Origin of the sequence: Providencia sp. NPDC089933, assembly GCF_049545585.1 — a bacterium.
Taxonomy (GTDB): Bacteria; Pseudomonadota; Gammaproteobacteria; order Enterobacterales; family Enterobacteriaceae; genus Providencia; species Providencia huashanensis.
In genome coordinates, this window is the sequence record NZ_JBMWDT010000009.1 from 19,231 (window position 1) to 39,304 (window position 20,074).

Genomic DNA, 20,074 nt, shown 5'->3' on the forward strand with positions numbered 1-20,074 from the left:
AAGGGGGCGAAAGCCCCTTTTTCTTTTGGAGTAACTCTAATGGCCTCAGAAATCGAAATCTGTAACTTGGCACTTAGTCGCATCGGTAACAGCCGATTCATTAATAGTCTCAGCGAAAAGAGCAAAGAAGCCGAGCAATGCAATCTACACTTCAACCATTGCCGCGATACTACGCTCTCTGATTTTCCGTGGAACTTTGCCAGTAAGCGCGTTGCTTTGGCTGATACCAATAACCCTCCGCCAGACTGGAAATTTGCCTATAGCTACCCAACCGATTGTTTAAAGGCAATAGCGATTATTCAATCTGGACAGAAATATCCTCAACCGCACAATGCGATTAATTTTCTGGTGGGTTCGGATGCTGACGGCACTGGAAAACTGATTTACTGCGACCAACCGCAAGCGTGGCTTCAATACACTGCGTCAGTCACCGATGTGAATATGTTTGATTCATTATTCATAGATGCGCTGGCATGGCGTTTAGCTGGCGAACTAGCACGCCCATTGGCTTCTAACGCTGGTATCGGTAGTGAAGCATTTCAGATGTACACAATGATGATTGCTAACGCTGGTGCTCATTCCCTTGATGAATCATCAGAGCCTAGCGACTACATGGACCCATTCACCGAAGCGAGGTTATCGTAATGGCTTATAGCATAATTCAACCGAGTTTTTCTGGTGGTGAAATCGCACCTAGCCTTTATGGGCGTATTGACCTAGCAAAATACTCTACCGCTTTACGTAAGTGTGAAAACTTTCTTGTACGTCAATATGGTGGCATTGAAAATAGACCGGGCACCAAGTTTATTGCGGCGGCAAAATACCCTAACAAGAAATGCCGCTTGATCCCGTTCCAGTTCAGCACAGTGCAAACTTACGCCCTTGAAATGGGTGATAAGTACATGCGTGTGATTAAAGACGGTGGGCAGGTGCTTTATGCCGATGGTGAGCACAAAGGCGAAATATTCGAACTGGCAACGCCATATAAAGAAGTTGACCTATTCAATTTAAAATTTACACAGTCAGCAGATGTAATGACCATCGTACACGCTGATTATCCACCGATGGAACTACAGCGTTATGATCATGACGATTGGAAGCTGGTACCTGTTGAAACACGCAATGGGCCATTCGAAGATATCAACACGGATAAAGAGCGTAAGTTATACGTTAGCGCCAGTACAGGTGATGTAACGCTGACTGCAACGCATAATATCTTTGGTGCTGAATTGGTCGGCAAGCAAATCTATATTGAACAGCAAGCTATTGATGCTGTACCAGTATGGGAAACAGACAAGACGACTAGCATTAATGATCAACGCCGTGCTGGTGCGAATTACTACCGTGCTAATACTGCAGGTAAAAGTGGCACGTTAAGGCCGTCACACACAGAGGGTATGAGCTGGGATGGTTGGGGCGGTGACGCGGGGATCCAGTGGGAGTACCTTCATAGTGGTTTCGGTATCGTTAAAATCAATTCTGTTAGTACTGATGGCTTAACAGCAACGGGTAAGGTTGTTTCATACATTCCATCAAATGCTGTAGGTGAAGAAAACGCTACGTACAAATGGGCTAGGTCGGTTTGGAATGATGTTGACGGCTACCCAAGCACTGTTATGTATTATCAGCAGCGTTTATTTTTTGCTGGCTCTCGTGCTTATCCCCAAACGATTTGGGCTAGTCGTAGTGGGGACTATAAAGACTTTGGCAAGAATAACCCTATTCAAGATGATGACCGTATCATCTATACCTATGCAGGACGCCAAGTTAATGAAATTCGTCACTTAATTGATGTGGGTTCGCTGGTGGCCTTAACGTCTGGCGGTGAGTATCAAATCACTGGGGATCAGAACAAAGTATTAACGCCAAGCAGTTTCTCTTTTTCCTCGCAAGGTGCCAATGGCTGTAGTGATGTTCCTCCTATTGCCGTTGCCAATATTGCTTTGTACATCCAAGAAAAAGGTAGCGCAGTGCGTGACCTCGCGTATTCATTCGACGTTGACGGGTACCAAGGAACCGATTTAACCATCATGGCAAATCACCTATTTCAGCGCCACCAGATTATTGATTGGGCGTTTTCTATTGTTCCTTATTCAATAGCTTGGTGTATTCGTGATGATGGTAAATTGCTTTCATTAACGTACCTCAGAGAGCAGCAAGTATTTGCTTGGGCACCACAAGAGACGGACGGGCAATTTGAATCAACCTGCAGCGTCAGTGAAGGTAATGAAGATGCGGTTTACTTTATTGTGTGCCGTAAAATTGGTGGCGGTACTGTGCGTTATATAGAGCGTTTAAGTAGTCGCTTATTTACTAAGACAGAGGACGCTTTCTTTGTTGATTCAGGCCTAAGTTATGACGGTAGAAATAAAGATGAAGCTAGCACCGTACACCTAACCACAGTCGATAACTGGACGTACGAAGGTGATATTGCCTTAACCGCCAGCAATGCCATTTTTAAAGATAGTGATATCGGTAACGCTATTCACTTGCCTTACTTTGAAGATGAAGAAAACAAAACGTTACGTTGTGAAATTACCGAGTTTATTAATACCCATACGGTGAGAGTAACGCCTAATCGTGATGTACCTGAATTGCTACAGGATAAGCCATTAAGCGAATGGGGCTTTGCGCGTTTTCGTTTTGAAGGGCTACAGCATATCGAAGGTAAAACCACCAGCATTCTAGCCGATGCAAACGTATTACCTCAGCAAAAGGTATCTGGCGGCGCTGTGTCATTAGAAGAGCCAGCCGTAGTGGTTCATATTGGCCTACCGTACGTTAGCGACATGGAAACCCTAGATATTCATATCAACGGGCAAGAAACGCTACTCGACAAAAAGAAACTGGTTAAGGTTGCAAGCCTTATTGTTAATTCAAGTCGTGGTATATGGGCCGGTACCGAAAAAGACCGGTTATATGAATATGCTCAGCGTGAATTCGAGTTTTACGATAACCCGGTTAATGATGCTACTGGTGTGGTAGAAATTAACCTTGATGCTCAATGGAGCAAAAACGGCCGTGTGTATGTCAGGCAATCTGATCCGTTACCTTTGTCAATCCTCGCAGCAATACCGCGCTTAGATGTGGGAGGCTTCTAATATGGCAAAGAGTATTGTTCAAATCGTACCAGCAACATTAGAGCACGCTAAAGCGTTGGTACCACATGTTAGGCAAGCTGATATTGATGAATTCTATGCATTGAACCTATCAACGCCTGAGGAGGTTTTAGCCTCAGGTATTAACCTATCTACAAAATCATGGGCCGCTATTTTCAATGGTGAGGTAGCGGCTATCTTTGGCGTGTCTCCTGCGTCCATTATCGGTGGTGTTGGCATTCCTTGGTTAGTTGGCTCTGATATTTTAGAGATGCACCAGAAAGCCTTTCTACGCCGCTGTAAGCCATTCGTTGGCCTGATGCTACAAATCTACCCTGAACTGCTTAATTACGTTGACGAGCGCAATTACGTTGCAAAGGCGTGGCTGCATTGGCTAGGGTTCAAACTAGAAGATGCACAGCCAATTGGTGCGCTTAACTATCCATTTCATAAATTCACGATGAATGCGAGGGCGAAATAATGTGTGGTCCAGCCATTTTAGCAGGAGGCATCCTAGCCTCGGCAGGTATGCAGGCATATAGCCAATATCAATCAGGTAAGTTTAATGCTGATGTAGCCAATCAAAATGCGCGCCAGAACGAACAGGCGGCTAATGATTCAATTAATCGTGGTAATGCAGAGGCAGAAAAACAGCGTTCACGCACACGACAACTAGCAGGCTCACAGGCGGCGGCAATGTCAGCGAGTGGACTTGATTTAAGTTCAGCAGGTGCCCTTGATATGTTCGGCGATACCGCTGCAATGGGTACTCTGGATTCATTGACGTTGGTTAATAACTCCCAGCGAGAGGCTTATGGTCTGCGTATGCAGGCTGCTAGCGATAGGCTGAATGCGAAAATGTCACGCCGTGAGGGTAACTTTGGGGCAATGACAACGCTATTGACTGCGCCAATTAAAGCCTACGGTGCATATCAATTGGCTGGTGGTACATGGGATCCGTTCTCTGGTGGAACAAGTGCAACCGCTGCAGGTGGAAGCTCAACTAATAACATGTTTGATATCGCCAAGAGAAAAGGCATTTTATTCTAAAGGGGTGACGTATGCCAATAGTACCAACATATAAAGAACAACAGGTTAGCTCTTCACCTCTACCAAATAATGGCCTTAATGTTCAATCCAGCCCTGAACATTTTGGCGCTGGTTTGGGGCAAGCTGCGGAGCAATACGCTGGCGTGTTTGCCGAAATGAAACAGCGTGCTGATGTAGCCCTATCGCAAGATGGTTTATTGCAACTGCAGGAATATTCAGACGACTTGATGAATAACCCTAAAACAGGCTTATACACAAAGCTTGGTCGTAATGCTATGGGGCAGTCCGATGAAACGCTTAATAACATAAATATCAGGGCGAATGAAATATATGCAACATTACCAGAAGGCAAGGCAAGAGAGGATTTCCTAAAACAAAGTAATGTACTTGGGCGCCAGTATCACAATCAGGCGAAAATGTTTGAACTCAGAGAAATTCAATCATTTGAATCAAGTACCAATAAAGGCATGCAAGAAAGCAACCTTAAAAAAGCACATGAGAGCTATGGAAACCCTCAAGCTTTTAATAGCTATGTTGCATTACTTGAACACAATTACGTTGAGTACAGCCGTTCACGTGGCGTTAGCGAAGAAGAAATAGCCGCCAATGTTGATAACCTGAGGAATAACGCAGCATGGGGCGCAGCTCAAAACTATATGGCCAGTGCGCCTGTTCAGGCTCTTAGCGCTATAGGTGAACCCTCAGACGTTGGCGGCTCTATGCGTGTGCCCGGCAACATAAAAGATAGTCGCGGTGGTCGAAATAATAACCCCGGTAACCTGAGAATATCGGATAACATTTGGGATGGTCAAATAGGTGATGATGGTGAGTTTGTTCAATTTGCATCACCTGAGCACGGTGTTAGAGCACTTGGTAAAAACCTGATTACGTATAGAAACAAAGGGTTTGTAACGATAAATCAAATCATCAACCGCTGGGCGCCAAAGAAAGATGGTAATAACACTGAGGGGTATATAGCCTTCGTTTCTCAACGCATGGGTGTTGATCCTAACGTTCCTATCGATGTAACCAATATTGACACACTAAAAAGCATCACAACCGCAATCATGGCGCAAGAAGGAAAGCACAGTGTTACTGATGATCAGGTCAATACTGGACTTCAAGCAGCGCTTGGCTTAACTAGATTGCCTGATGTAGATAAATCATTATATCAACCTGAAATACGCAAGGCTCAAGGCGGCGGTTTCCCTTGGTGGCCTATGCTTACACCAGTTCAGCAATACCAACTTATTAAGCAGGGTAATGCAGCACAGAAAGAGCAACAGAGAGAACGTAAGGCAATCACAGATGATGATTTTGATAACGCTATTGCAGCATATGAGCGCGGTGAGGATGCGCCTAATGCTCCGAGTCGTGATCGTTTAATTGATGCTAATGGCGAATATGAAGGGCAAAAGAAATATGTAGAGTTACAAGACGCTAAAAGGTATGCGGAACTCATGGCTTTCGCTAAAGATATTTCACCAGACGCACAGTATGACTTAGTACAGAAAAGTAAACCTAGCGTAGATGACCCTGATTATAAACTCAAAATTCAGCGCTGGGATAAATTTAATAAGTGGGTAAATGCCAATATCATTGAGCAAGATAAAATCAGAGCTACTAATGAAGTTGCGGCAGCTAGACGTAATAAATTCCCATTAGACCCTAATAATAAAAATATACAAGAAGCCGTTAATACTGCTTTTGACCGTGAGATATTTCCGTCATTTAGTATTACAAACCAAGATAGTTTAAATGAAACAGCCAAGTTTATGAGCGATACTGGAATGATACCTGATCGTGTTGGCTCCTATTTTTCTGCTGCTTCAATGTCTAAAGACTCATCTATTGTAGTTCCAATGGCTAAAATGTATGGGCAAGTTTTTGACTCTAATCCTGCCGCTTTAGCTAACATGGATAGTAAATCTGGTGGATATTTTAAAACTATTTATGATTTAACATCTGCAGGTATGAAAGAAGATGAAGCGGTAAGCTTTGCTTATTCACAAGTATATGAGCAATCAGAGGAAAAGAAAAAACTAATCAGGGATGTAACTACAACAAAGGACTATGGCTCTAAGGTTGATAAGTACGCACAAAAGACAATTAATTCAATGTCTCCATCTTGGTATTTTGGTATACCAAGCACAGCAGATACTAATAACCCAATGTGGGGTTATATCGCGGATTATAGAACTGCATATCAAGCAAACTTTATTAATGTTGGTGGGAATGAAGAAGTAGCAAAATCAATCACTGATGTACAAATAAAGAAAAAATGGGGAGTTACCGAATTAAACGGTAAAGAAGAATTAATGAGATACGCACCAGAAGCGGTGTATGGCATTAATTCTAGCAATGCTGGTAACTGGGTTCTATCTCAGTGGCAGGACGAAAAAGAAACATTAAAGCCGTTAGTAACTGGTGGTATGGCTGATGGTGATGATTTTATTTTATTCGCAGATGCTACAACAGCAAAAGACTTTAGTTACGGAATTATGCTTAAGCGAACATCAAAAGAAGGTGTGGTTAAGCCTGAACTAATGCATGGAGTAAATGGTTTGCCACTGCGCTTTAAGCCTGATCAGCAAAGCTCATCTATGTATCTAGATTTAATTGCAGAAAATAAAGCTAAAGCCGCTAGGGCGGATGGTGTTAGAGCAAACTATCAGTCCGACAGAAAATATTATGAAGGCTTAGCAAATGAGTTAATGGATCAGAACATCCCAGATAATGAGGCGACCCAAAAAGAAATAGCTGAAAGAACAGCTAAAAACATTGAACAAAGTAAAGCAGATAAAAAACTCCGAGAGGAAGAGGCGAAACAAAGACGAATCAAGCTCAATGAGCAAGTGGAATATGAAAGAAAGAATAATCCTTCGTTCTCTTCAATTGAGAAGACTGTAAACGATATGTTAAAAAATAATAAGTGAGGTCTCTTATGCCAATTTATGAATACAGCGATAATGATGATTCTTTTTTCTCTGCTGAAACTAACAATATTCCACAGCCTGAGCCTAAATTTGGTGATGAAAAATTGCCTGATTGGTATGAAGCATTCAATCCATTTAGTGATAATAAATTGTTATCAGAGGCGAGGGGGGCTTCTTTTCGCGTAGATAACTCTGTTGGTAGCCTTCTGGCATTCACACCATTTAATCACTTTGAGGAGGTTGAAGGATACAATCCATTTGAAAATGAATCTGAATTAGCAGGCTATGAAAATTATGTAGACCGCTTTATTTATTCAGGTTCACCACAGGAAACCATGGCTATAAAAGAACTTATTAATAGGGAAGTAAACGATAGACAGATTAGGGACGAGGCTGGTGCTGCTGGGGCAATAACCAGTGGGATTATGAACCTATTAGACCCTGTAAACTGGGTGACTATGGCAACATCTTTTGGAACAGTAGTGAAAGGAGGATCTCTACTTCAAACTGCAGGTAAATTTGCTGCTGCAAATGCAGCGGCAGGAACAATAACGGAAGTCGCTCTATCTGCTACACAAAAAACACGAACATTTGAAGAAAGCCTATTTAATATTGGTACTGATGCTTTGGTCGGCGGTCTTCTTGGTTCTGCGGCTCAATTGGTAAAAAATAGAGGTCAATTAGTTAGCAAAGTTAAAAATGACATACTTGGTGAACCACAAGTTGAACCACAAAATATTCCAAATAATATTGCTGAAAATACTAGCGTGGGTGCTATGGAAGTTCCTACCACCACATTAGATCAAGAGGCAATGAAGGGGCCTTCTTTTATCAATAAAACTACCAGTGTTAGTCCTGTTGGTAGTGTGGCTCAATCGCCGTCTAAAGTTGCTCGTGAAATGAACCAACAGCTTACAGAAAGTAATTTTAGGTTCAAAAAGAATGATGATGGGATAGCAACACCTGTTGCGGTTGAAACAAAAGTCCGTGGTTATGAAGCCTTAATCTACAAACAAGTTGAATCAACTAAAGATAGCTTTGTTCGATTTAAAAAAGCTGGTGGCACATTTAATGATAAAAAGCTTAGTTTTACTGAATTTAGTGAACAGGTTGGTGATGCTATGCGAAATGGCGATCGTCACGCTATACCTGAAATTGCGGAAGCTGCAAGATCTGTAAGGCCAATAGTAGAAGCAACAAAAGATAGGATGATTGAATTAGGCATATTAGATAAAGATGTGAAGGTATCTACAGCGGAAAGCTACTTTCCACGTATTTATAAGTTCGACAAGATAATGAGCGATAGGCTTGGGTTTCGTTCAGAAATATCTAATTGGCTTATGGAAGTTAATCAGTCGGCAGTGAACAAGGCTGAGGCTAGTTTAGCTAAGGCAGATGCTGGTATAGAACGAGCTAGAACATCTGCACCACAAGCAGAAAAGTTAAACGCTGAAATAAAGGAAGCCGAACGCTGGTCCGGTAAAAAACAACTTTTAATGGATGAGGTAGAGAAAAACAGAAAGCTGATAGCTGAAAAAAATACCACCACATCAGAGTTAAATAAATTAAAAAATTTAGACAATCAAAATAAGACACAAGCTAAAAAGCAGGCACAATTAGAGAGAAAGTTAAGTCGCATTAATGAAGCTGAGAAAAAATTACCGACATTACAACGAAGTGTGGATATTTTAGATAAGCCGCGTCAGTTCAGAAACCAGCATAGAACACTGACTCGTTATGCTAATTCTCTTGTTAGGTTTGATCGGCGCAGACAGGCAGCTTTAAAGAGAATGGAGCCAATGGCGAGAGAGGAGGCGGACGCAGCAGCGGATGATATCATCAATAAAATTATCGGCTCGCCGGGCGGTATTGTTTCGTCAGACTTAATTCCTGATGGTTTGGTATCTAGGGCTGGATTTACAAAGAAAAGAACATTAAACATACCCGATCATCGAATCAAGGATTACTTAGAATCGGACGTAAACTATGTGATGGAAAATTACATACGGCAAGTGGCACCTGAAATAGAGCTTACATCTAAATTTGGTAGTGTGGATATGAAAGCTCAGTTTCAGGCTTTAGATGAAGATTATGCAGCATTAATTTCTAATGCTAAAACTGCTAAAGAAAGGGCTAAATTAGAAAAGAGAAGGGTGTCAGATATAAGGAACTTGGTTGCTATGCGTGATCGCTTGCGTGGCACTTATAAAGCACCATCAGACCCTAATTCATTTTTTATCCGTGCTGGCAGGGTTGCTAGGGATCTTAACTTTGTTCGTTTACTCGGTGGTATGACTTTATCGTCATTGCCCGATTTAGTTAGGCCTATCATGCAGCATGGCTTACGTAGTGCGTTAAAGCCGCTTGGTAAAATGATGACAGATATTAATGCAATGAAGATTGCTAAGGCTGATTTGCGTGAAATGGGGGTAGGTCTTGATACTGTTCTATCTAGTCGCACAAAAGTTATGGCTGATTTAAATGATCCTGTTAATCGTCGTAGTGCCCTAGAAAATGGCTTGAAATTATTGTCTCAAAAATTTGGTAATTTCACACTCATGAATCAATGGACTGATTATATGAAAATGTGGTCAGGCACAGTCACCCAGTCAAAGATACTTAGGGCTGCTCAAGATGTTGCCAATGGTAAAACGTTAAGCAAAAAGGAATTAACTAAGCTAGCTCATATTGGCATTGATGAAAGTATGTTAGGCCGTATTCACCAGCAGTTTGCTAAACATGGTGAAAATATCGATGGGTTACATATTGGCAATAGTAGCATGTGGGATGATCGCGTAGTTCGTGAGGCTTTCAATGGTGCGATATTAAAAGATGTAAGGACAACCGTTACAACTCCTGGTATTGGTGATACACCTCTATTTATGAGCAGTGAAGTGGGTAAGATTGTGATGCAGTTTAAAACTTTCTTTTTTGCTGCGCATAATAGGTCTTTAGTGTCTGGTATTCAGGCGGGGGATCTATCATTCTATTATGGTGCATTGTTGCAAATATCATTAGGTTCACTTGTATATATTCTTAAGGCTAAACTAGCTGGTAGGGATATTGATACCTCACCTGCAAATCTAATTAAAGAAGGTATAGACTGGTCTGGGATCATGGGTTGGCTTAATGAACCCAATAATATGATTGAAAATTTAAGCGGTGGTACTTATGGGATGAGTGCATTGTTTGGTGGACCTCCATCATCACGTTACCAAAGTCGTAATAGTATTGGTGCTTTATTGGGGCCTACCTTTGATATGGGGGGCGACATAAAAAATATCGTATCAGGTGTCTTAAATGGTGAATTCGATGAGAATAGGGCGCGTTCAATAAGGCGTTTGTTCCCATTACAGAACTTACCGTATGTAGCGCCGTTGCTTAATCAAGTCGAAGAACAACTGAAATAATTAATTTAACTTTAAGAGATAGTTATGAAATATTTACTGACGTTTTTTTTGCTTTCGATTAGTGGCTTTGCTTATTCAAAATGTGATAGCAATAATTTCGATCGATGCAAAACATGTGAGCAGTTAGACAAGGCTATTGTACTTTCAGAGCCTGATAAAGGTGATTATTACAGAGGTGCATTCTGGAATGGGTTGTATGCATCTTACGTGCTAAATTGCCAAGGAGTAGCGAAGAAACTATTAGATAATGGTGCGACTCCATCACTTGGAGGTTCTAATTATGCACTGCCAGTTGTTGTTTCTCGAAAATGGCCTCATGAAAATAAGTCCATTAACGAAGAATGGAAAAATCTTCTCTTAAAATACAATGTTAAGTTAGACTTAATACCTGATGGGGAAAAATCTCCATTTGAAGTTTTTTTTAATAATCCTAGCCATATTGAATATATAGATATATGGGCTTATTTTGTTGCTGAGAGTAACCCTAAACCTGTAGATCTCGCTAGAAATGTAGATAGATGTGCATCTGATGATTATGTAGAAGCCGTTAAATTAGTACTATCCTCTTGTATTTATGATGGAATAGACAATTTAGATGATGGTATATCTACTGCTTCTGATATAGCTGATGGGATAATTCATTCATGTGAAACAAATTTAAGAAACATGTCAGATGCGATTACATGTAAGATTATTGTTGATGAAAATATAACAGATTTTAAGTTACAAGAATCTACATTTAATATTCTTAAAAAAGGGACATTTGATAATGTTATTAAATATCAAAGAGATGATTTAATAACAAGAGTACTCGATAATAGGAACAAAAAAAGAAAATGAACCAGATTGTTTTCATCGTGATACTGTCAGCGTTATTTCTGATTTACTCATATTTTTTTGATAAGAAAGGATCTGGCATGGAGCCTCAATTGCGGGCCATGGCGTGGTTTGGGCTTATTATATTCGGGCTAGTACTGATTGTGAGGGTTATTTAATCAAGTGATACGCTTCGTTTGTAGCTTATTCAATCAAAAAAGCCCCTCGCAAGGGGCTTTACATGAGTTAAATATTTTCCAGCCTAAATTCTTTTGCCATTTCAACCCATTTTAAAACTTGCTCTTTGTCTTCTATGATTGTGTGAGCTTGGTCAAACACTAAGTCTATAACATAAAAATGATGATCATTGTCTTTATCTTTGAAGTAAGAATAAACAATAAAAGAATCACTTGTGCTATTCCATTGCACAAAAGTGCCTTCGTTATCGTCTTCCCAGTTAGAACCATCTTGCCATAAATGAACATGATGAAGTTCTTCATGCAATGCGATTCTAGGTCTCTCCATGCGCTTATCCCTACCAATGGTTTCGATATGTGCTGGATGTGCAAGTTGGACATGATGTGGCGGGATTGGAGTATCACCGAATTCTACGCACAATTTTTTATACTCTTCGAAGTCGGTGATAAATGATTCAGCGATAGGACCAATTGTATTTATCATGTGAGACAACACAGTACTTACATGCAGACTGCGTGTTACTTTAAATCCCATTTAATTATCTCAATTTATCCATTTCACGAGCTGCCATCTTGAAAGCCTCAGACATAGCTTTCTTATACTCGTCAGAACGTCTAATAGTTTTACGTTCTTTTCTTTCAGGTGTTTGATTTTTCATGATATGTACCCCTATTTGTAAGGCGGTAATCCATATTTGATATAATTAGTTAACCTCTTTGGTTAACGTCATTATGCACCTATTTTAAAAATATAGCTATACAGATTGGTAAATTATTGCCTGATACATAAACAATAAAGCCCCAGTTAAGGGGCTTTGTCACATCTACAGCAACTTACTAACAGTTGAATCAATATACTGCGCATGGGTTTGAATAGTATTAATAGCTTTAGCCATATCCATCATGCAATCACGAATGTGCATTAACACACGTTCGGCATCTTCCATGTTATGACCATCTTTCTTTAGCCACGCTACAAGCTGGTGGAGCACATCTTCTTTTGGGTTGTTGATAAAGTCCTCAAGAATGCGAGAGCGTGGCTTACGGGTTTTAGGGAAGCTGTATTCTGGTAGGGCATGGCCTGCAGGAATAAACTCACCTTCATGAATAACTTTCTGTAACTCGTCCACCAGCGCGATCAGTTCTGCGGTGCTAGCATTGTGTGGAATGCCTTTAGCTAATTGCTTTGTATCTCTGTACTTGGTGAAATAGTTATCTTCCAGAATTTCAAAAACATCCCAAGCGCGATCGGTATCTAACATCTTTGCATGACGAGCCGCACCGCGCTCAGTCCATAGCATTAACGAGCGAACATTACGCGCTATTTTCACAGAAGGTCTTAAAGACATGCTGTGCTTAAACTCTCTAAGCTCAGTGCCTTCAAGTAAGAAAAAGTGTTTTCCAGAAATAAATCTACCTGAATTACGGTTAAAGTTTTTACGAATATAATCTGATGCGGTGCCATATAAATTAGCTAATGATTCAGTAGTAACTACAGGTCGATCGCTATATACGATAGATGGGAGATGTGAAACATGAGAAATGGAAATATCTAAATTTGTCATAGTGTTTTACCTTCATCTGTTAGGTTAACACCACCGCTGACGCCAATCAGTTGGGTGGTGAACTGTACAGGGTTGGCGTAACCGGACACCATGACGCATAAACCGGCGCATCTTTCGATGCCCCCGCACAGCCCACCATTGAGAAGGTGTAGCAATGCTTTGCACATAAAAAAACCGCAAGCGCGGTCACGCGACATGGTGATGTTATTCAGGACGCCAATCCCGACACCAGAATTTGCTGGTGTATATTCACTATGGCGCAAAATTTAGAAGATGTAAATTACCTAATTGTTTATGTTATGGCAATTTTTTATTTGAGTGGATAAACGAAAAGATAAACAAAACGAAGGGTGAAAAGAAGAGGGAACTAGGTTCCCGTTTGCTGAATTTGTTGGTTACTCAGTAGCCATTTATCATCAAAACGATGCTCATCAGTTGGCATCGGGATGAAGTCAAGCCTAGTATAAAACTGATACGCTATATTTTCATACTTATCTAAGGTGCTTTGTTTGTCTATTTCATTGTGAGCAAAATCACCAATAAATTCTACAACATACGCGCATCTCTCTGATGATACAAAATATATGAGAAAAGCATCACTTGTTGGTGAGCTGTATTTATATCGTTTTCTATTCCATTGGTCGTGATTACAGAGTGCACAAAAATCACCCCACTTGTCCCACTTGCTTTTTTTTCCATTAACATTAACTCTTGATGATTCTTTTATATAATTTCCAGAATCATAATGCACATGTCGAAAATGACTTTTACTAACTTCTTTTGTTCTAACAAATAACTCATCATGACCAAAAGATTTTCTGTATCCAGTTAACCAATATCTTTCAAATTCACGATAAATAAATTCCACATCAGAATCTAAGTCACATAATAGCTTAAAAGCTTTTGTCCTTTTTACTGCGCCAATATAAAGAGTATTATTAATCGTCTGCGATATCATAATAATCGTCGCTATTCCTTGCATTGTGAAAATAAGATGTGAATTGTTTTAATTTTTCTTTTGAGAATTTTGGTGCATTCTCTGAGCTTCGGTCATAAACAAGCCTTGCCGTTTTTTCATTAGCCATCATTTGATTGATACGATGAGTAAGGTTTAAAGCTGGAACAACATGTTGCCATTTCTCGTAATGGCTTGCATAAGGATGTTGCAATGGAACCGAGGTAAATGTCCTCAAACTAGACAATGCTGCGTAGATTTCACGGATTATTGACAAATCAGATTCACAATCATTTATTTTGCCATAACCCATATACTTCTGCCCAAAAAACGTTGTTTGTTCCTCGTTCGAGTGGTTTGATAGGCAGCTATAGTAATGGCGAAAGTAATCTTCGCACTCTTGAGTGTAATCAGAAGCGGTAGACTTAAATACATCAGAGTGATGATTTTTTATCTTAGTTTTATGCCTGCGAGTTGACATTTTATTGTGTGGCATATGTATATCCTCTTGCACTATTTGCTCAAAGTACGGAGAGGTAAACTCCATTTTATTTAAAATATAGATTAACCATGTAGGTTAATTGTACATGATAAATAGTAGAATGGTAAATATTTAGCATTAAAAGTAAGCAATATAAAAAAGCACCTCCGTATAGGTGCTTTAATTCACTCTTAAACGATTACTTGTTTAACTCGCTGACGATATATTCAATATGCGTCTTGATGTTCTCTTTAATCTTCAAACTAAGATTTATATAATTCATCATTGCTGTAATTTCAATGAGTGTCGCGCTCACGTCACATCCTTCACTGTCCAGTTTTCTTAGTAGTTCTTCTACATTCGACTTACTCATCAACTCCTTTATTCCAGTTTCGGTATTAACTTTTTCTGCATAGTTATCGGGTGCTGGGAAATTAATTACATCTTTCATATTAACTACCTATGTGATTTAAGGAGCTTATACAGTAACTGAAAAATCATTATCAATGTTTATCTTTTTATATTTAAAAGTAAACAATATTCCTTTAATGAATTTTAATGGCTATCATACACCAACGTAACCGAGTGGAGAATAGCCATGACTGTTTCAACTGAAATCAGCAGTAATGAATATACAGGAAACGGTGTAACAACCGATTTTGATTATAAGTTCAGGATTTTTAAAGCAAACCAATTGAGTGTTATCACGTCAGATGCTGACGGGGATAATGTTGTAACGTTGCGATTAGGCACTGACTACACCGTAACAGGCGCTAACAAGTCGGCTGGTGGAAAGGTAATCTTAACTAAACCGCTTGCCAACGGGCACAAAATTAGCATTGCCCGTGACATTCCAATCACACAAGAAACCTCACTCCGTAATCAAAGTAAGTTCTTTGCTGAAACGCATGAGGATGCATTTGATTACCTAACAATGCTTATGCAGCGCCTATGGGGAAGCTTGTCATTATTTCTAAAGCGCCCAAGCATTTTAGCTAACTGGTTCGATGCCAAAGGCTATAGAATTTCGAACTTGGGAAAACCTAAGAAAGATAGTGATGCCGTTGATTTAGGTACGTTGAATGATGAAATAAACGGTGTTAATAGCACGATATTGAAACGTGAAAAGCGCTTATTACGTGTTGATGATATGGATATTGCAGTATTGCCAAAGGCTAGTGACCGCGCTGGTAATGTGCTTACGTTTGATAAAGATGGAAAACCTGTTGTTGTTGCCCCTGCCAGTGGTAGTGCGGTAGATGTTTTGAATCAGTTAAATAAATCTACTGGTCATTCATTGATTGGTTCTTTTGGCTCAATTAGCGAGCTCAGACAATACAATGCATTATCACTAAACACTGGCGCTCGAGTGCTTGTTGATTCGTATATTGAATGCAAAGGCTATGGCGGCGGCTTCTTTCGCTATGACTCTGAAAATACAGATACTGATGACGGAGTGATGATTATAGCGCCAGTTGGTGGCGGTCGATTTGTCAGAGAAGTACTGGATAACCAACTGTATATTTCTTATGAAATCGCTGGCGCAGACATCACGGGTGTAGAGCCGTCAGAGGATGCAATAGTACGTGCTCATTCAGTAGCCAACCGTCTTGGAGTACAGTTAAAACAAAATCGCGGTAAGTTTCGTATATCTAAACCCGTTGAAGTCAGCGTAAAAACGGATGTTGATTTGAAGGGCTCAGAGTTCGTTTTCGATGATAGCTTAAATATTAACAAGATGTTCAACGTCAAGCCGACTGTGAATCTTATCGAAGCGAATGTTAATAACCAAAATTTTGTCAATGGGAATACTGTTGTTCCAGAATTAGCTATTTACGAAAACGCTGTCGTATCAATTAACTCGAAAGATGTTGATATTTACAGAAATGGAGATAGAAACTCACCCGTTTATAAGCGCGATATTGTCGAAGTCAGGAAAGGGGGCACACTAAGTCATCCACTAATCTATACAATGACAACACAAGTTTCAGTTGTTGTTAATCATCTTGAAAAAAGCAAGTTAATATTTAATGCGCCATCTATCACCATCGGAAACTCACTGATTGCATCATTTATTTACTCAACGCGCAATGATGTAACTGTTAACGCAAGCGGAGTCAAAAGAACAGACAGTAGCACTGTTAATCGCATTGTTACTTACTTTGAGCCACACAATTGTAGAGACAATGTCTTAGATGCAATTGCAGTAGACAATAGTAATCACTTCGAAACAGCAAGTGCATACGGGATTTCTGGCGGCTCAGTGATACGACAAGGAGCTAGGAACTATCACGGGGCGGGAGATTGGGGGCTAATGGACGGTAATACGATTCGTGATGGTTTTGCTACTGACATTACATGCGCTCGCGTGGGAGTTCATGCACAAGCTTTTAACTTTACAGCAGAGCGTTGCACTCTTAAAGAAAAAGCCATTCAAATTTCAGGCAGAGGCACATTAATAGCGAGAGATTGTAAAAAGTTTTGCGTCGGTATCGGTGGTGCTGCGGGATACGTGAACGCATTAATTGATTTACGAGCGGATTACGGCTCGGAGTGGGTTGGCGATATCATTATTGACAATCCTGAACTCAATTGCGGAAACTTAGCACTGACCGATGCGGAAACGGGCATTGTTCGCTTGCACGCAGATAATATCGATTTTGGTAGGGAAGTCTTTTACCCACGAAGAATTATCATCAATGGAGGGTCACTAACAGCTTCTGCGAACAATAATGCTGCACCAACGGTGAATATTGTTGAGTTATTCAGATATCCAACGAGTCAAACGACATTCAGTCGAAAGCTGCCTCAGTTCATTAAAATTGTCGATTTAAATGTCAGAATACCAGCGGGCTCTGGCGTTGTAAGAATTAACCCCGTCCGCTTACCTGGTCAAGCTACGACAGGATTTTACGGGGATATGTCTGTTGAAGTCACTGGAAACATCTTCCCATCCTCAATCCCATCTGCGGTTATTGCAAGAACGGGTATTACACTAAACGTTGATATTGCAGATATATATCAAGCAACAACGGGGTATACGGCTAACTTCACTTTTAATAATTCAATAGTTGATGCAGTATTTGTTAGTCCCGCAAGCTTTAGTTTAACACTAAATAGCTGTGATACTTTGAATGTTGATGGATTTGCAGGTGAAGGAAGAAACGGAAAAGGAATAGTGTGTCACAACGCATCAAGGATACGCGCAGGGAGATACTCAGGCGGCGGTGTTACTCACATGTATCTCAATTCTTTATTTAAAGCTGGCGCTGGAAACATTGAGTTGTCTGGAGGAATAGCAAGAGCGTCAGGGAATTCAATAGAAAAAAATGCACAGATAAGCTTCGCGGTAGGAGATACAGAAGAGCGTTTGGTTTACGGTTACTACAACGGAAGTAAGTTTGAACCGACGGCTTGACAAACTTTGAGTAGGATTGGTTGTTCTTAATTGGTTTTTTGTTTATCTTTTTATGCTGTAGTATCATGGTTATTTCTCAACCATGGTGCTACACATGAATGAAAATGAGGCAGCAGTTACAGGCTTAGGCCTTACATCATTTCTAAGCTATTTTTCAGGCTTGCCCCCAGAGGTTGTAATGGGGGCTATCCTTGGCGCTATTTACTTCACTACAGCAGCAACAGAATTCTCTTTAGCAACTCGCTCAGTATTAGCATTACTCAGCTTAGCGGCTGGCTTATTATTCTTTAGTCCATTCGCTACCATCTTCGTTTCAATGACCGGGTTAATCGGTGTTAAACCTGACGCTTATAACATTGATAGCCTTGACGCTCTTGGGGCATTCGTAGCCTCGCTTCTCTCTGTAAAACTCAGTATCAAACTGTACAAGAAAGCTGATATTCCGAAAGGAGGTAACGGCCATGACGTACGATAAATTCATGCTTATCACTAATGCATTTGTTTGTTTAGTTATGTTCTTGCGTGGTCTTTACTTTGTGAGAGACGGTAAAGGCTACAGCAAGCTTGGTGGTTGGCTGGCTTATGCATTTCTAGGGTACTCAATATCGGTACCAGTCTATTCCTATCTCGATCCTGGCTATCAGGCAGGAATTCAAAACTTAATTCCTAATATTTTCCTTTGCGCTGCGCTGTTTGCTAAGCGCGGCAATGTCATGCAGTTAATTAAAAAAGTGGGGTGATCCTAATGTCCATGGTAGATAAACAAAATAGATTTACTGGAATGGTGGCTAAGTTAATTATCTTTGCTCAGGCGAATGGCTACCAGTTAACTTTTGGTGAAGCATTTCGCACGAAAGAACAGGCAGCATTAAATGAAAAGGCGGGTAAAGGAATTAGTAAAAGCCTGCATACAGAGCGCCTAGCAGTTGATTTTAATTTATTTAAAGACGGTAAGTGGCTAACAGCTTCCAGCGATCACAAGCCACTTGGTGAATACTGGGAATCAATTGGCGGTAGCTGGGGCGGTCGTTTTAATGACGGAAACCACTACTCATTAGAGCACAACGGGGTTCGCTAATGAAACAAGTAGCCATTGCATTAATTGCGCTGGCTATCTCATTTGCCGCTGGTTTTATGACTAGCGGCATTTTTTCTGATAACCAGCAAATGACAAAACAGATTGCCGGGCAGCAGGAAGATGAGAAAGACCTAGCGTTTAACGTCGACCAACGAAAGCAGGCAGACGAAGAACAACAAAATAGGGTGGTGATATACAATGAACAGAAAGAACGTGCTACGATGCGCACAGACGATTTGCTTAAGCGTGTTCTTAATCACTTTGACAGCGTGCAGTTCGAAACCAGTGCCACGGAAACAAAAACTGATGGTACCGATAACGCCAATACCTGCCGAACTGAGAGAGCAAAGGCCAGTGAACTTTCTCGACAACTACGAAACACACTTGAAGTCTATGGGCGTGAGTCTAATCGTGCCGATGAAAACACAAGGGCCCTTAATTTATGCATTACCGACCTAGCAGCAAAAGAAAAATTACTCGAATCGTATCGATAGATTGCTGTATAAATATTGTTCACTTTTCATTATGACGGTATTGGTGACGGTATCATAACCCACTGGGTTAATTATGTTTTATATAAATCAATAGGTTGCGCTTTGTGTAAATAATTGAGTGGGAATAATCCTGCAATAAGAATTAGCTGGCACTGACTAGCAAAATAACGATTTAAGCCCATGTAAAAGTGGGCTTTTTTGTTTTTATAGCTTGCCGTATCTGGCACTGATTAGCAGCGTCAAGCACAAGTTGAATGGGGTATCAAAGTTGGTATTATCGCATGCAGATGCCACTAATGGCAGATAAGAGTCGTTCACCTTTGGTCGCTATAGCGTTGGGGGTATCACTATGGCAAAAGCCCGTGAGTGACTTGGTGAAGCCAAGTAGATGGTCGCCGATGGAAAGTCGCCAGCGAAGGAGAAGGCCCGCAACGGAGACTTATTGCGCTTGAGATTGTACTCCAGATATACCGGTAGGCTACTGAGCGAGGCCAGAAGGTTGAGAACCTAGCAGAGTTGGTAAGGCCAGTAAGTATTGCTAGGTTTGAGCAGAGATCGAACTCTGACGCCTGAATA

At 40.6% G+C, this 20,074-nt stretch carries 18 protein-coding genes and 1 pseudogene; 13 read left to right on the forward strand and 6 right to left on the reverse strand.

Features of this window, described 5'->3' with window-relative positions:
* Window positions 1-39: 39 nt before the first annotated feature.
* Genes ACPEH5_RS13555 through ACPEH5_RS13585 form a run of 7 tightly spaced genes read left to right on the forward strand, consistent with a single transcriptional unit; the run spans window position 40 to window position 11,334 of the window.
* The gene (locus ACPEH5_RS13555) at window positions 40-645 is read left to right on the forward strand and encodes a hypothetical protein (protein WP_281111151.1); all 606 of its coding nucleotides are present in this window, start codon (window positions 40-42) and stop codon (window positions 643-645) included.
* Window positions 645-3,101, forward strand: coding sequence for a hypothetical protein (locus ACPEH5_RS13560; RefSeq protein WP_281111152.1), 2,457 nt, complete (start codon window positions 645-647; stop codon window positions 3,099-3,101). The genes ACPEH5_RS13555 and ACPEH5_RS13560 overlap by 1 nt, the downstream gene beginning before the upstream one ends.
* Window positions 3,085-3,579 (forward strand): hypothetical protein, encoded by a 495-nt coding sequence (locus tag ACPEH5_RS13565; protein ID WP_281111153.1) that lies wholly within the window; start codon window positions 3,085-3,087, stop codon window positions 3,577-3,579. The genes ACPEH5_RS13560 and ACPEH5_RS13565 overlap by 17 nt, the downstream gene beginning before the upstream one ends.
* On the forward strand, window positions 3,579-4,148 hold the full coding sequence (locus ACPEH5_RS13570; protein WP_281111154.1) for a hypothetical protein: 570 nt from the start codon (window positions 3,579-3,581) through the stop codon (window positions 4,146-4,148). Before ACPEH5_RS13565 ends, ACPEH5_RS13570 begins: the two co-directional genes overlap by 1 nt.
* A gap of 11 nt (window positions 4,149-4,159) precedes the next feature.
* Complete coding sequence (locus tag ACPEH5_RS13575) at window positions 4,160-7,084, forward strand: hypothetical protein (RefSeq protein WP_281111155.1); 2,925 nt, start codon at window positions 4,160-4,162, stop codon at window positions 7,082-7,084.
* A gap of 8 nt (window positions 7,085-7,092) precedes the next feature.
* Window positions 7,093-10,494, forward strand: a complete 3,402-nt coding sequence (locus ACPEH5_RS13580) for a hypothetical protein (protein WP_281111156.1) — start codon at window positions 7,093-7,095, stop codon at window positions 10,492-10,494.
* A 24-nt stretch (window positions 10,495-10,518) separates the two neighbouring features.
* Window positions 10,519-11,334 (forward strand): hypothetical protein, encoded by an 816-nt coding sequence (locus ACPEH5_RS13585; protein ID WP_115113517.1) that lies wholly within the window; start codon window positions 10,519-10,521, stop codon window positions 11,332-11,334.
* A gap of 222 nt (window positions 11,335-11,556) precedes the next feature.
* Here the strand turns inward: ACPEH5_RS13585 and ACPEH5_RS13590 are convergent, their stop codons facing one another.
* The 6 genes from ACPEH5_RS13590 to ACPEH5_RS13615 form a co-directional block, all read right to left on the reverse strand.
* Window positions 11,557-11,991, reverse strand: a complete 435-nt coding sequence (locus tag ACPEH5_RS13590; RefSeq protein WP_281111173.1) for a type II toxin-antitoxin system YafO family toxin — start codon at window positions 11,989-11,991, stop codon at window positions 11,557-11,559.
* A gap of 340 nt (window positions 11,992-12,331) precedes the next feature.
* The gene (locus tag ACPEH5_RS13595) at window positions 12,332-13,072 is read right to left on the reverse strand and encodes an ORF6N domain-containing protein (protein WP_281111157.1); all 741 of its coding nucleotides are present in this window, start codon (window positions 13,070-13,072) and stop codon (window positions 12,332-12,334) included.
* The gene (locus tag ACPEH5_RS13600) at window positions 13,069-13,335 is read right to left on the reverse strand and encodes an ash family protein (RefSeq protein WP_348638186.1); all 267 of its coding nucleotides are present in this window, start codon (window positions 13,333-13,335) and stop codon (window positions 13,069-13,071) included. The genes ACPEH5_RS13595 and ACPEH5_RS13600 overlap by 4 nt, the downstream gene beginning before the upstream one ends.
* 104 nt (window positions 13,336-13,439) lie before the next feature.
* Complete coding sequence (locus ACPEH5_RS13605) at window positions 13,440-14,030, reverse strand: type II toxin-antitoxin system YafO family toxin (RefSeq protein WP_206275993.1); 591 nt, start codon at window positions 14,028-14,030, stop codon at window positions 13,440-13,442.
* Window positions 14,011-14,523 (reverse strand): hypothetical protein, encoded by a 513-nt coding sequence (locus tag ACPEH5_RS13610; RefSeq protein ID WP_206275994.1) that lies wholly within the window; start codon window positions 14,521-14,523, stop codon window positions 14,011-14,013. The genes ACPEH5_RS13605 and ACPEH5_RS13610 overlap by 20 nt, the downstream gene beginning before the upstream one ends.
* A 184-nt stretch (window positions 14,524-14,707) precedes the next feature.
* On the reverse strand, window positions 14,708-14,959 hold the full coding sequence (locus ACPEH5_RS13615) for a hypothetical protein (RefSeq protein ID WP_281111159.1): 252 nt from the start codon (window positions 14,957-14,959) through the stop codon (window positions 14,708-14,710).
* 147 nt (window positions 14,960-15,106) lie between these two features.
* On the opposite strand from ACPEH5_RS13615, the gene ACPEH5_RS13620 reads away from it, so the two are divergent.
* From ACPEH5_RS13620 to ACPEH5_RS13645, 6 genes and pseudogenes are all read left to right on the forward strand, one after another.
* Entirely contained in the window at window positions 15,107-17,926 is a 2,820-nt protein-coding gene (locus ACPEH5_RS13620) for a hypothetical protein (RefSeq protein ID WP_423727046.1), read from the forward strand.
* Between the two features lie 94 nt (window positions 17,927-18,020).
* On the forward strand, window positions 18,021-18,401 hold the full coding sequence (locus tag ACPEH5_RS13625; protein WP_281111161.1) for a putative holin: 381 nt from the start codon (window positions 18,021-18,023) through the stop codon (window positions 18,399-18,401).
* Window positions 18,388-18,666 carry a phage holin family protein gene (locus ACPEH5_RS13630; protein WP_281111162.1) on the forward strand — a complete coding sequence of 93 codons (279 nt, stop codon included), beginning with the start codon at window positions 18,388-18,390 and terminating at the stop codon, window positions 18,664-18,666. The genes ACPEH5_RS13625 and ACPEH5_RS13630 overlap by 14 nt, the downstream gene beginning before the upstream one ends.
* Window positions 18,667-18,671: 5 nt before the next feature.
* A complete protein-coding gene (locus ACPEH5_RS13635; protein ID WP_036953350.1) occupies window positions 18,672-19,004 on the forward strand; it encodes a M15 family metallopeptidase in 333 nt (110 codons plus the stop codon).
* Entirely contained in the window at window positions 19,004-19,498 is a 495-nt protein-coding gene (locus ACPEH5_RS13640) for a hypothetical protein (RefSeq protein WP_281111163.1), read from the forward strand. The genes ACPEH5_RS13635 and ACPEH5_RS13640 overlap by 1 nt, the downstream gene beginning before the upstream one ends.
* 307 nt (window positions 19,499-19,805) lie before the next feature.
* Window positions 19,806-20,072, forward strand: a pseudogene (locus ACPEH5_RS13645) (tyrosine-type recombinase/integrase); the annotation flags it as partial.
* Window positions 20,073-20,074: the final 2 nt, after the last annotated feature.